Here is a 12256-nt window from a genome sequence, read left to right as displayed (position 1 = left end):
GCAGTCCAGGCACAGGCGGCAGCGCCTTTGTCTCACCGCTGGGCTTGGCTTCACCAGCCTTCTCGCGCTGAGCAGCTGCGCCAGTTTCGGAGGTAATGTGCGCGGGAGTTTCTCCTGCGCGGCGCCGGACGGCATTTGCGCGCCGAGCTCGACGATCGACGATCGGGCGCTTGCACTCATTTCGGCAGACCCTTCGGACGGTGATGCCATGCCCACCGGCAATATACGGCAGCCGATGCGCGGCCGGACCAACCGGGCGCAGGTCGGCCATCCGGCGCGCCTGGCATCGGCGGACGCCGGACGCACCCAGGAGAAGGTCCTGAGGATCGTCTTCCAGCCCTATATCGACGAGCGCGGGCGGCTTCATGAAGCGAGTGCGGTCCATGCGGTGGTCGCGCGCGGCGAATGGCAGCAGCAGGCGCTGACGGAGGTGGCCGTGCCGCCGCGGCGATCTGCCGCCGCACAGGGCTTGACGGAATCGCTGGCTGACGCGGTCGACCGCGTCGACCCGCCGCTGGACAGTTTTGCGCTTTCCGATCCCGACGCCCCGGGTCCGGCGGCGGTGGCAGCCGCGCGGGCGCGCAAGCCCGATGCGGTCCCAGATCCGGTCAGTGCGATCAAGGCGGATGTCCGCGCGCGTCTCGCTCCCAAGGCGCAAGCGGCATCCCGCCCGGGAACGGCGGCGGCTTTGAGCCACACACCGTCGGCTGCCGCCTCGCCGGTGCTCCAACCCCCCTCCGGAGCATCGACGGGCGGCAGTCCCCAGGCGAAGGCATCTCCGACCCCAGCGCCAGTCCCGGCGAGCGGAACCGGCGCCGCCGCCGTTGCCCACGTCAAGGCCGATCCCCGTTACCAGGAGGTCGCGACCGGGGCCGCGAAGGGCGCGCGGGATGCCGCCGCCGCGCAGTCGGGAGTGCAGGCCGCACCCGCCGCGATCGCTCCGACCGTGAAGGCCGCGAACTTCCCCGCTGCCGTCCAGGAGGATAAGTGAGATGGCGGGGGGCGTCTTCGAAAGCCTGCTTGCCGGGATACTTGGCGACGCCAAGCGGCCTGACGCCGAACGGCCGGAACTCGGTGTCCCGATGCTCGCGCACTGGCTGCCCTATCGAAGCTATGATCCCAAAACCGGGATCTTTTACAACAGCGCCTCTCGGGGTTTCGTGATCGAGGCGGCGCCGCTCGTTGGTGCTGATGAGCGGACGGGTGAGATCCTCACGCAATTCCTGTCGGAAGCGATCCCCGCGCCCGGCTGCCTGCAGTTCCACCAATGGATGAGCCCGCGGATCGGCGAGCGTCTCTCGAAATGGTATCTGCCGCGCTATTCGGCACGCGGCGTCTACGAGCGGATGGCCAAGCACCGGGTCGATTTCCTGACCGACGGGGTCTGGAAATCGTTGTCGGCCGATGCGCCCTTTTCGTTGCGCAACCACCGGGTCGCGATCTCCTATTCGACGCCCGAAACCTCGAGCGTCACGACCGAGGAGATCGTGGCGGTCATGGACGGCCTCATCTCGGCGCTGGCGTCGATCAACGTCTCGGCCCGTAAGATGGACCCGCCGGCGCTGATCGCCTGGATCGACGACATCACCTCGCCCACGACCGCGGCCGGCGAGGATGTCGTCAGCTACAATCCGCTTGATCCCATCGCCGACCAGGCCATCCGCCGCGACGTCGAGCTGCATGTCGAGCCCGACCGCATGCTGCTGCGGACCGAGCGCTTCCGCCCCACCGGCAAGACGATCGACGAAGCACCGGAGATCGGCGAGATCCTGCCCGACGTTTTCGACGTCCGCTCCTTTTCGGTCCGCAACCTGCCGGCGCGCTGGGCGCCTTGGGACGTCGCGCGCCTGATCGGCGACATGTTCACCGATAAGCTGCGGATGCCCTGTCCGATCGCGACCAACCTCTGCGTCGAATTTCCCGACCCGATGGCCGCGAGCAACAAGGCGAGCTTCAAGTTCATGCGAACGACGAGCCTCGCCGATTCCAAGTCCTCGCGTTTCCTCCCGCAGCTCAAGGACCAGAGCCAGGAATGGCGCTATGTGAATGACGAAATCCGCCAGGGCCGCAAGCTCGTCCGCGTATTCTTCAGCGTCACTTCCTTCTCGCCCAAGGGCAGGGGCGATGCCAACGAGCGGGTGCTGAAGTCGGTCTACGGGGCTGCGGGCTGGGACCTTCTCGACGATCGATATCTGCAGATCATGGGGCTGCTCTGCGCGATGCCCATGACGATGGCGAATGGGCTTTCGCGCGACCTCGAGCGCATGAAAAGGATGCGCACGTTGCTGACCACGACGGCCGCCAATCTCGCGCCGATCCAGGGTGAGTTTCTGGGGAGCCAGGTTCCGCATCTGATGCTGATCGGGCGGCGCGGCCAGCCCTATTTCTGGAGTCCCTTCGAGAACAAGGCGGGCAACCATAATGTCGCCGTCGTCGGCAAGTCCGGGTCGGGCAAGTCGGTGACGCTCCAGGAACTGTGCGCGTCGCTGTGCGGCGCCGGCGCGCGTGTCGTCGTGATCGACGATGGCCGCTCGTTCGAGCACTCGGCCAAGCTGCAGGGCGGCGCCTTCGTCGAGTTCACCATGTCGTCGGGCTTCTGTCTCAACCCCTTCAGCATGATCGACGAGGAGCTGGCAAGGCAAGACGAGGACTATCTGCTCGACTGCATGGCGATGCTGAAGGCCATCGTGAACCAGATGGCACGTCACATCGACCGGCTGAACGACACCGAGCGGGGCCTGATCGACGGCGCGGTCAATGCGGTCTGGGAAGAGAAGGGAAGGGCCGGTTCGATCGACGATGTGATCGCCGCGCTCGATGCGACCGGCAACCACCAGGCGAGCGACCTCGGCATCGCCATGCGGCCGTTCTCAAGCGGAGGCACCTATGGCCGCTTCTTCCAGGGCGAGGTGTCGTTCGAACTGTCGGCGCAGCTCACCGTCTTCGAGCTTTCGGACCTGTCGTCGCGCGAGGAACTGAGGAGCGTGGTCCTAACCGCGATCATGTTCATGTCGCAGCAGATGATGCGCAAGATCGATCGTTCGATCCCCAAGGCGCTGCTGCTCGACGAAGCGTGGCAGATGCTGCGCGGCGGCGCGATGGCCGACTTCATCGAAACCTATGCGCGCACCTGCCGCAAATATGGCGCCTCGCTGGTGACGGCGACCCAGTCGCTCAACGACTATTACAAATCGGCCGGCTCCGTTGCCGCGCTCGAGAATTCCGATTGGTTCGTGATCCTCCAGCAAAAGCCGGAGACGATCGCGGATTTCAAGAAGCACGACCGCTTCGAGATGGACGATTACACCGACGCGCTGCTGCGCTCGCTCAAGATCAACGGCCGCGAATATTCGGATATCCTGATCAAGGGCCCCGAGACGCTGGCCGTCGGGCGTCTGGTGCTCGATCCCTTCTCGGCCACGGTCTATTCGTCCAGTCCCGCCGTCTACGCCGCGATCGAGGATCTGGTCGCGCAGGGCCTCAGCATGGACGAGGCGATCGAGCGGATCGCCTTCCCCGACAATCCCGAGAAATGGGCCTCGCACGGCGATGCCGAGCTCGCGCAGGCGGCGGAGTGAGCAATGGCCACCAAGAGCCCACAGACTAAGGTCAGGACGCGCAGCCATCCCTGGGTCGACACGCGCGCCCTGCTTTACTTTGGACTACATTTTGCGGGATTCCTGGCCTCGACCCTGCTGATGACCTGGGGTCTCTTCGCTCTGTTCTTTCTCGCGCTCGGCGGCTTCTCGCTCGACGGGCTGATGAACCAGCTCAACAACCTGACCACCCGCTACGTCATCGCGACGCCGCCCCGCGTCGCGTCCTTCAAGACAGTCTTCGCCGTGGCCCATGTCATCCTCTCTGCAGGGCTCATCGTCCTGCGGCGCGGCAGGATCATGCCCCCGGCCCGGACGCAGGGAGATCCCCGCCATGGCTGAGCAACCCGAACTCGATCTTCCCGCGCCGCCGGCGGCCCCTCTCGAGCCGGCAAGGGCGCCACGACGGACTTACTTCGCCGGCTATAGCCGGATGCAAATCCTTGGCGGACTGATCCTCCTGGCTGCAGCCATCTGGGGCATGTGGGTGACGAAGACGCTCGTCACGCCGAAGCAGGATCATATCGTCTCGGCCCGTCTGTCATCGATTGTCGGCGAATATGTGCAGGCCCTGGCGCGCTCGGCATCGCCACCGGCGCAGGTCGAAGCCGAGATGCGCACCTTCATGGCGTCGCTCGACAAGGAACTGCAAAGGCGCAGCGCCGGCGGCCAGATCGTCCTCGTCGGGGAGGCCGTGCTGACGAAGAACGTGCCGGACATCACCGACAGCCTGAAGAATGCGGTCTATGCTTCGGGCGTGCCACGGCCTCGTCAGGCGTCGGCCGAGGAGCTCCAGCAGCTCGAACAGCAGGCAATGGCGGCCGCTCAGCCGCAAGTCGTTCCCCAGGCACAGATCGCCGGGCAGTTGCCGGGGGCTTCTGTGCCGATCGATCCGATGCTGGCGGCGCAGGGCATGCAAACCGGGCCCATGCAACAGCAGGCTGCGCCGCAATATGCCCCGCCGGCGGCGCAGGTGTCCACCTTCGGAGGTCCCGATGGCAGCGGCGGCCAGTAAACCCGCTGCCGCGCCGGCTCCAGCCTGGCGGCCGCGGATGCGGCTGTGGCAGCTCTTCGGCCTTTTCGTCGCGGGCAGCATCGTCCTGAGCGCGATCGCCGAGTGGCGCAGCGACCATCTCCTGCTGATCAATACGACGGACTCGCTGCCGAACTGGGCCTTCCTGATTCAGCGCCACAAGCTGCCGGCGCGCGGCGACTATCTGTTCTTCGACCCGCCGCAGAGCGCGCTTCTGCGCCGCCATTTCGGCGCGAAGCCCCGGATGTTCGGCAAGATCGTCTACGGCATGCCGGGCGACACTATCAGCCATGCCGGTAGCGAGGTCGCCGTGAACGGCCGCACGGTTGCGCGGATGAAGCCGCTCACGCGGTTCGGCGAGCCGCTGACCCCGGGCGCGACCGGGGTCGTGCCACCGGGATGCTATTTCGCGGCGACGCCGCACAAGGATGGCTTTGACAGCCGCTATGCCGAGATCGGCTTCGTCTGCGCGCGCCAGGTCATCGGAACCGGGGAGCCCATCCTATGAGGATGCTCGTTACAGGCGGCCTCGCCGTCGCCGCGACGGTCGGAGCGCTCGTCGTCATAGGCCCGATGCGATCGGAAGCGAAGGATTACGGCCAGGCGGCGCAGACCTTCCCGGTGATCGAGCCTGATCTGCTCTCGACGATCGAGAACCGCCTGAAGCGCGCGGAGGCGAGCGGCGAGCTCGCGCGCACGAACGAGATGTTTGCCAAGCGCGTCGAGGCCAAGGTCCGGCGGCCCGATCCCGTGTCGGGCATCACGCCCGCGCGCACCGCCCGAAGCTGGGACTTCGATCCCTCGATCACGATGGAACGCGACATTCGCGACCAGAAGGGCAATCTGATCGCCGCCAAGGGCCAGCGGATCAACCCGCTCGATCTCGTCACGATCCGGCAGGACCTGGTCTTCATCGACGGCGACGACGCCGACCAGCTTTCCTGGGCCACGGCCCGCTATTCCGACATCAAGGCCAAGATCATCTTTGTGAATGGCTCGCCGATCGAGCAGATGACCGCGAAGAAACGGCGCTTCTACTTCGACCAGGAAGGCAAGCTCACCTCGCGCTTCGGCATCGAGCACACGCCTGCGGTCGTTGCCCAAGCTGGCAAGGTGATGAAGGTCACAGAGGTCGTCCTCAGGACGGGAGGCCCCAGCTGATGCCGCTGTGGCTCGACATGCTCCGCACGCCGATGGCGGCGCCTGAGACGGCCGATCTTCGGCGGCTGCGACGGATCTGGCAGCTTCTCTGCCTCCTGTTGGGCGTCAGCGTCCTTGCCCTGCAGCCCTTGCTGCGCCTGATCGGCCGGGCGGCGCCCTGCGCGATCGCCGCGCTGCTCATCGCGGCGGTGTTGACCACCGCGCTCTACCTCGCGCGCAAGCACCGCGCCGACTCCGCTTTTCTCGACGCTGCCGGGGAGGATCAGTGATGCGCGCCGTTCGATCCGCTGTGCGGCTCTTCGTGATGATGATCGCGGCCTTCGTCCTCGCGCCGAGCGCCGAGGCGGCCGGACCGACCTGTCACGGGAAATTCGTTAATCCGATCACCGATGTGTGCTGGTCCTGCCTGTTTCCGCTGTCGGTGGGCGGCCTCAAGATCTGGCCGAGCAGCCGGCCCGATACCTCCAATCCGGCGTCGCCCATCTGCCTGTGCGGCAGTCCCATTCCGCGGATCGGGATTGCGGTCGGCTTCTGGGAGCCCGCGCGCCTCGCCGACGTCACGATGAAGCCCTGGTGTTTCCCGAACCTGGGCGGCATGCGCATCGCGCCGGGTTTCGACATCGGACAGGGCTATTTGACGGGCCCCTCCATGGTCGGCGGCCGATCCCAGAGTACCGCGAAGTGGCACGTCCACTGGTATGTCTACCCGCTGCTCTACTGGATGGAGATACTCACCGACTTCGTCTGCTTCGAGCAGGCGAGCTTCGACATCGCCTATATGACCGAGATCGATCCGCTCTGGCAGGACGACTCGCTGACGGCGCTGATCAACCCGGAGGCGATCGTCTTCGCCAATCCGATCGCGCAGGTCGCCTGCGCCGGCGACTGCATCGCCGGCACCGTCCATCTCCCACTCGACCCGCTGTTCTGGTGCGCGGGCTGCCAGGGCAGCATGTATCCGCTGAACGGCAACGTCCCGTCTTCGATCGGTCATGTGCAGTCCTCGCGGCTCGCGCTGTCGCGCTTCGCCTACAAGATGCACCGCGAGGCGCTGGCCTGGGGCACGATGGGCTCGGCCGGGCTCTGCAAGAAGTACCTGATGCCGATCATGCGGAAGCAGCAGTACCGCTTCCAGATGGTCAACCCGATCCCGACGGTGAGTGGCCGCTTCGCCTGCTCCGCGATCGGGGCATCCACCATGCCGCCTGACGCAGGCCGCGCCTATCCCGCCGGCGGCGAGGACATGGGCTACCTTGTCTGGCGCAAGCGCAACTGCTGCGTCCTTTAGGAGGAACGATGCGCACCTATCTCTGGGTTCCGGCCGCCATTCTCACCATAGCCGGCATGTCGGCGCTGTTGGCGCAGAACGTCGACGGGATCGACATTCAGGCGATCAAGCAGCGCTCGGCCGATCTCCAGGCCGATGCCGAGGCCTTCGTCAACCAGGTGAAGGACCGGGGCGATGCCTTCCGCGAGGATGCGGCGCAGTCTCGCGACGGCGGAATGGCGAACATGCAGCGGGTCGCGAAGAGCGAACTGCCCAAGGGTCCGGCCGGGCCCGTCGACTTCGATGAGATCGTCGCCGGCGCTGCCTCGAACGCGACAGCGGGCAAGGGCGAGGCGCCCCAGCTCATCGTCTTTGCCAGCCTCTCGATGCCGCCCCAGTCTTTGAAGAAGCTGATCGCCGATACCGCCAAGGCCGGCGGCGTGGTTGTCTTCCGCGGATTCCCGAACAATTCGATGAAGGAGTTCGCCACGAGCCTCGGCAAGATCGTCGACCGGCAGGACGATTTCGCCAATGTCGGCATCGATCCGCGCCTCTTCCGCGCGTTCGACGTACAGGCCGTGCCGACCTATGTCGCGGTCTCGTCCGATTTCGACCTGTGCGCCGGATTTTCCTGCCAGACGAAGGTGCCGCCTTATGACCGGCTCGTCGGCAACGTCTCGGTCGAATATGCGCTCGAGCAGTTCGCCGACGGCAATGGTCCCGGTGCGCGGATCGCGGCTGTCGGCCTTTCCAACATGCGCAAGACTGCCCCGTGAGGCGCGCTCTTGCCTCTTCTGTGCTGTTCATGGCGCTGGCGATGGGATCGCCGGCATTGGGGCAGATGACACTCGATGAGGCACGGCAGCAAGGCAAGGCGCTCGGCACCGAGAAGCGGAACGACTCCACGCTGGTGCCTTCGAACGATGCACAGGCGGCCGCCGTGCCGGGCTATTCGGGCACGAACCTGCCGGAGGGCTCCTATTTCGACGATCCGGAGAGGCTGGAAGCGGCGGCCCAGTCGGCCAAGTCGTCGAACGAGCAATATCGCATCACCACCGACGCCGATCGCACCCGAGCGACCTTCAGCAATTCCGAGATCCTCTCGACGACGGCCCGCGCGACTTCGGTGGAGAATGACCCATCGACCTATCTCGCCGGCGAGTCGATGGGAGGAACCAAAGGCACCTGCGTGCCCTTGCCGCCCGCGACCGGCAGCGCGGGATATTACGAGGCGAGCTGCAACGCCGGCAGCAAGGTCACGACGGAGGCGCGAACCTGCAACGTCACCCTCGATGTTCGTGCCGAGCCGCGGACAGTCTACACCTATTATACGGGCCGGTTGAGCTTCCTGCCGACCGATGGTGGCCCTTATCCCGCGCGCGCCGCGTTCGACGACGAGATTGCATCGGGCGTTTGCTGGGAAAGCCGGGTCATCGACTATTGCGACAATATGAGCGCCTATGGGTACACTGCGGCGCCCAACTGCAAGAGCCTTGGCCATACCGCCGTCGAGGTCAAATGTACGGCGGAGGCCCAGGGGATCACGCCGGGCGAATACCATCCAGGCTATGTGCTCTCGACCGGCAATTATTGGCTGACCAAGCAGGACGAGCCGGCGGTGCCGGTGGTGACGCGCAACGAAGGTCTGTGTGCCGCGAATGCTGCCGACGCGAACTGCACGCTCGAGACCGAGGTCTGCACTTCCAGCGATCCGGTGACCAGGATCGTCAATGGCGTTCCCGTCACCCAGCCCTGCTGGGCATGGGAGCGCACCTATCAGTGTCATCGCATTTCATCGGCCAACGACTGCGGCGACCTCGAGGCAAACGGCAGCTGCACGTACCTTCGGACCGAATGCCTGGACGAGGAACCCGACGGGGGTCCCTGCAAGGTCGAGAACCGGGTCTACAAATGCCCGACGCCGTCAGGCGGCCCGAGCGATGCGCCCCAATATATCTGTGGCGACGACGTCTACTGCATCAACGGTGACTGTGAACCGATCGTTCGAGAGGCGTCCACCGAGTTCAAGGATGCGCTGGTTGCTCTCCATTCGATCGACCAGGCCGGCAAGGAGTTCGATGAGACCAATTTCACGGTCTTCAAGGGCAGCCGCGAGACCTGCCACAAGCCGGTCTTCGGTCTGATCAACTGCTGCGCGGGCAAGACGTCGGGTCTTCTCACCGTCGGTGCCGGTGCCGCGGCGCTGGCGGGAGGACCGGCCGCGATCGCCGCGCTGGCGACGCCCTTCCTGACCTTGTTCGCCTGCTCACAGGACGAGATGAAGCTCGACATCAAGGACCGCATGGGCCTCTGCCACAATCTCGGCACCTATTGCTCGTCGAGCTTCCTCGGCATCTGCAGCACGAGGCGAACGGCCTATTGCTGTTTCGAAAGCAAGCTCAGCCGGGTTCTTCAGGAGCAGGGCCGCCCTCAACTGGGCAAGTCATGGGGCTCCGCCAAGAAGGAGCAATGCCTCGGCTTCACGATCGATGAGTTTTCCCGTCTCGACCTGTCGGTGATGGATTTCACCGAGGTCTACGCGGACTTCATGGATGCGGCCAAGCTGCCTGATGAAGTCCAGACCATGACCGAAATCCAGCAGAAAATTCAGAATTACTACGACCTTCACGGCAAGTGAGATGGGCGAAACCATCTCCTTGCCGCCGAGCCGCAGCACCTGCCCAAGGACATAGGACCATGCCGTTCTTCATCATCGAGCTGCCCGCCCTTCTTGCATCGCTCACGGTGCCGACCCCGGCAGCGGCGCAACCCCATCGCTGCGGCACCCCTATAGCCAGCGTGGCCGATTGCTGCGTCCACTTCTCGGCCTGGGACGGCGGGCCAGCCTCCACACCACCTACCCATTCTTCCGCGCATTCTGCCTCAGCCGCTGAAAGGACGATGAGCGATGTCGATGATCGCTAGACTCTCGATGCTGGTCGCCCTGGGCGTTGGCCTGGCGTCGCCGCTCATGGCGCAGGACGCGTCGCCGCCGTCCGATACGATCGAGCAGAGCCGGCCTGACGACTTCTACTGCGGCGAGCGAAAACTCGGCCAATGGTTCTATTGCGACAAGCCGAAAGCCGTGCCGCGGGAAGCGCCGGCTGCACCGCCACAGCAGAGCGCCGTCGACCGCATGGCGGCGATCACCAAGCATCTCGACGAACTGAAGGCGAAGGCGATCCTTGAACCGTCGGAGGAGAATGTCATCGCTTATGTCCGCTTCCAGCGCGAGCAGCTCGACCGGGCGTCGACCTTCTCCGACGTCTGGCAGCGCGCGCTGTGGCAGAATCCCGACATCGACTACACGCTGCAAAGGCCGGTCTCGACGGTCGGCAAGCGCGCCTGGCTCGATAACCGGAAGGCCGATCGTGACGCGGTCCTCACCAATCTGGGTCAGCGTTACGGGCTGTTCTATTTCTACGCTCAGAGCTGCGGCGCCTGCGAGCTGTTCGCGCCGATCCTGCGCTCGGTGACCGACAGCCATCGCATGGCGGTGATGGCGGTGTCGATGGACGGCGGGCCGAGCCGGGAATTCCCGAATTATGTCGTCGACTCTGGGCAGCGCGCCCGGATGGGTGTGCCGGGCAACGAAACGCCGGCGCTCGTCCTGTTCGATACCGTGACGAAGCGCACGATTCCGATCGGCTACGGCATTCTCAGTGCGGATGAGATCATGGACCGGATCTTCACGCTCACGAACACCAAGGTTGGGAGCGATTACTGATGGCACAGCATCGTGGCAAAGGGCGTGCGCGCCGCTTCTTCCGCTCAGCGGGCGCCTCCATGGCGATGGTCGCCGCGCTCAATTTCGCGATTGTTGGCGTGGCGCGCGCCGATGTCGCCTCCGAGATGAACAATTTCTTCTCGGACGCGGGCGGCGCTGCCAATGTCACGGGTCCGTCGGCCTATCAGGGGCAGTCGGCAGGCTACTATTCGCTCGGCAATGTCTGGACGCGTTTCCCGCAGAAGAGCGTGCAACCGTTCAATCTCCAGCTTCCCAGCGCCCGGGCCGGCTGCGGGGGCATCGACCTCTTCTCGGGCAGCTTCTCGTTCATCAACGCCTCCGAAATCGTGGCTATGCTCAAAGCGACGGCCAACAATGCTCTCGGGTTCGCGTTCAAGCTCGCGATCGATTCCGTTTCGCCGGAGATCGGGAAGGTGATGGATGAGTTCAGCCAGAAGGCGCAGCTTCTGAACCAGATGAATATCTCTAGCTGCGAGACCGCGCAGGCTCTGGTCGGCGGAATCTGGCCGCAGATGGATTCGACGCGGGCGACGATCTGCGAGGCCGTGGGCAACAGCCAGGGCGTGTTCTCCGACTGGGCCGCCTCCCGCCAAGGCTGCAATAACGGCAACCGGCGCGATTCCACCATCGCGGGCAATACCGACGCATCGATGAAGGATCAGCTGGTCGGTGAGCCGCACAACTACACCTGGGAGGCGCTCAGAAAATCGGCCAAGTTTGGGGCGTTCGATCAGTCCTTCTCCGAATATGTGATGACACTGGTGGGCACGGTCGTGACCACGCCTTCGACCGATCCGAGCGTCGGCGGCAAGGTCGTGATGTTCGGTCCGGCCGAAGAGGCGGTGGTGACGGCGCTGCTCGACGGGACGGCGGACGCGCCGCCGGTCAAGATGCTCAAATGCAACGACGAGAATTGCTACGACGTCGGCGAGCAGACGCTGTCGGTCCCTGCGTCCTCGGCGTTGCGCCCGCGCATTGCGACGATGATCAAGTCGATGAGCGACAAGATCCGCTCCGACACGCCGCTCAACGCGGCCGAAAAGCAGCTGCTGAATCTGGCGACGGTGCCGATCTACAAAATCCTCGCCGTGCAGGCCTATGCGCATTATGCGCTGACCGACGGCGAGATCCAGACGCTGTCCGAGATCGTCGCGGTCGATCTCCTGTCCGCCATGCTCGACAATATGCTGGACCGGGTCGAGCAGGCGAAGGTCCACTACCAGACCTTCGACCAGGAAACCGCGACGCAGTGGAAACAGCAGATCGCGGCCACGCGCGCGAAGTTCAGCCAGCGCGATGTGCGGCTGAACAACAAGCTGCAGGTGACGATGCAGATCATCAACCGCAGCATCATGCTCGAGTCCACCCTGCAGAACTCGATGACGCCGGGCATGGCCTCCGCGCTCAATTTCTCGCGCGGGCTGAATGCGCAGGGGCTGAACTAGGGCGGG

The 12256-nt window shown here is 64.9% G+C and carries 12 protein-coding genes; all 12 read left to right on the top strand.

What is annotated here, in order from left to right; all coding sequences use genetic code 11:
- Positions 1 to 97 precede the first annotated feature (97 nt).
- Complete coding sequence (locus ACODRZ_RS16775; RefSeq protein WP_019054290.1) at positions 98 to 991, top strand: TraV family lipoprotein; 894 nt, start codon at positions 98 to 100, stop codon at positions 989 to 991.
- Position 992: 1 nt separating this feature from the next.
- Positions 993 to 3578 carry a type IV secretion system protein TraC gene (gene traC / locus ACODRZ_RS16770; RefSeq protein ID WP_019054289.1) on the top strand — a complete coding sequence of 862 codons (2586 nt, stop codon included), beginning with the start codon at positions 993 to 995 and terminating at the stop codon, positions 3576 to 3578.
- A 3-nt stretch (positions 3579 to 3581) separates the two neighbouring features.
- Entirely contained in the window at positions 3582 to 3938 is a 357-nt protein-coding gene (locus ACODRZ_RS16765; RefSeq protein WP_019054288.1) for a hypothetical protein, read from the top strand.
- Positions 3931 to 4611 carry a type-F conjugative transfer system protein TrbI gene (locus ACODRZ_RS16760; RefSeq protein WP_026149937.1) on the top strand — a complete coding sequence of 227 codons (681 nt, stop codon included), beginning with the start codon at positions 3931 to 3933 and terminating at the stop codon, positions 4609 to 4611. The genes ACODRZ_RS16765 and ACODRZ_RS16760 overlap by 8 nt, the downstream gene beginning before the upstream one ends.
- Entirely contained in the window at positions 4592 to 5137 is a 546-nt protein-coding gene (locus ACODRZ_RS16755; RefSeq protein WP_019054286.1) for a S26 family signal peptidase, read from the top strand. Before ACODRZ_RS16760 ends, ACODRZ_RS16755 begins: the two co-directional genes overlap by 20 nt.
- A complete protein-coding gene (gene traW / locus ACODRZ_RS16750; protein WP_019054285.1) occupies positions 5134 to 5790 on the top strand; it encodes a type-F conjugative transfer system protein TraW in 657 nt (218 codons plus the stop codon). Before ACODRZ_RS16755 ends, traW begins: the two co-directional genes overlap by 4 nt.
- Positions 5790 to 6059, top strand: coding sequence for a hypothetical protein (locus ACODRZ_RS16745; RefSeq protein ID WP_019054284.1), 270 nt, complete (start codon positions 5790 to 5792; stop codon positions 6057 to 6059). The genes traW and ACODRZ_RS16745 overlap by 1 nt, the downstream gene beginning before the upstream one ends.
- Positions 6059 to 7078: a conjugal transfer pilus assembly protein TraU gene (traU, locus tag ACODRZ_RS16740; protein WP_019054283.1), complete on the top strand. Its 1020-nt coding sequence runs from the start codon at positions 6059 to 6061 to the stop codon at positions 7076 to 7078. Before ACODRZ_RS16745 ends, traU begins: the two co-directional genes overlap by 1 nt.
- 8 nt (positions 7079 to 7086) lie before the next feature.
- Entirely contained in the window at positions 7087 to 7833 is a 747-nt protein-coding gene (gene trbC / locus ACODRZ_RS16735; protein ID WP_019054282.1) for a type-F conjugative transfer system pilin assembly protein TrbC, read from the top strand.
- Positions 7834 to 7862: 29 nt separating this feature from the next.
- Positions 7863 to 9695 (top strand): conjugal transfer protein TraN, encoded by a 1833-nt coding sequence (locus ACODRZ_RS16730; protein ID WP_019054281.1) that lies wholly within the window; start codon positions 7863 to 7865, stop codon positions 9693 to 9695.
- Between the two features lie 270 nt (positions 9696 to 9965).
- On the top strand, positions 9966 to 10784 hold the full coding sequence (locus ACODRZ_RS16725) for a conjugal transfer protein TraF (protein ID WP_019054280.1): 819 nt from the start codon (positions 9966 to 9968) through the stop codon (positions 10782 to 10784).
- A gap of 65 nt (positions 10785 to 10849) precedes the next feature.
- The gene (locus ACODRZ_RS16720) at positions 10850 to 12250 is read left to right on the top strand and encodes a conjugal transfer protein TraH (RefSeq protein WP_026149935.1); all 1401 of its coding nucleotides are present in this window, start codon (positions 10850 to 10852) and stop codon (positions 12248 to 12250) included.
- Positions 12251 to 12256 lie beyond the last annotated feature (6 nt).

Source organism: Novosphingobium sp. FG90 (assembly GCF_057808725.1).
This window is presented reverse-complemented; position numbering and strand designations above follow the sequence as displayed.

Bases quoted from the DNA above. Each gene is read 5' to 3' on its own strand.
- ACODRZ_RS16725 (WP_019054280.1), top strand. From the start codon at position 9,966: ATGTCGATGATCGCTAGACTCTCGATGCTGGTCGCCCTGGGCGTTGGC.
- traC (WP_019054289.1), top strand. From the start codon at position 993: ATGGCGGGGGGCGTCTTCGAAAGCCTGCTTGCCGGGATACTTGGCGAC.
- ACODRZ_RS16765 (WP_019054288.1), top strand. From the start codon at position 3,582: ATGGCCACCAAGAGCCCACAGACTAAGGTCAGGACGCGCAGCCATCCC.
- ACODRZ_RS16755 (WP_019054286.1), top strand. From the start codon at position 4,592: ATGGCAGCGGCGGCCAGTAAACCCGCTGCCGCGCCGGCTCCAGCCTGG.
- ACODRZ_RS16760 (WP_026149937.1), top strand. From the start codon at position 3,931: ATGGCTGAGCAACCCGAACTCGATCTTCCCGCGCCGCCGGCGGCCCCT.
- ACODRZ_RS16720 (WP_026149935.1), top strand. From the start codon at position 10,850: ATGGTCGCCGCGCTCAATTTCGCGATTGTTGGCGTGGCGCGCGCCGAT.
- traU (WP_019054283.1), top strand. From the start codon at position 6,059: ATGCGCGCCGTTCGATCCGCTGTGCGGCTCTTCGTGATGATGATCGCG.
- ACODRZ_RS16745 (WP_019054284.1), top strand. From the start codon at position 5,790: ATGCCGCTGTGGCTCGACATGCTCCGCACGCCGATGGCGGCGCCTGAG.
- ACODRZ_RS16730 (WP_019054281.1), top strand. From the start codon at position 7,863: ATGGCGCTGGCGATGGGATCGCCGGCATTGGGGCAGATGACACTCGAT.
- traW (WP_019054285.1), top strand. From the start codon at position 5,134: ATGAGGATGCTCGTTACAGGCGGCCTCGCCGTCGCCGCGACGGTCGGA.
- trbC (WP_019054282.1), top strand. From the start codon at position 7,087: ATGCGCACCTATCTCTGGGTTCCGGCCGCCATTCTCACCATAGCCGGC.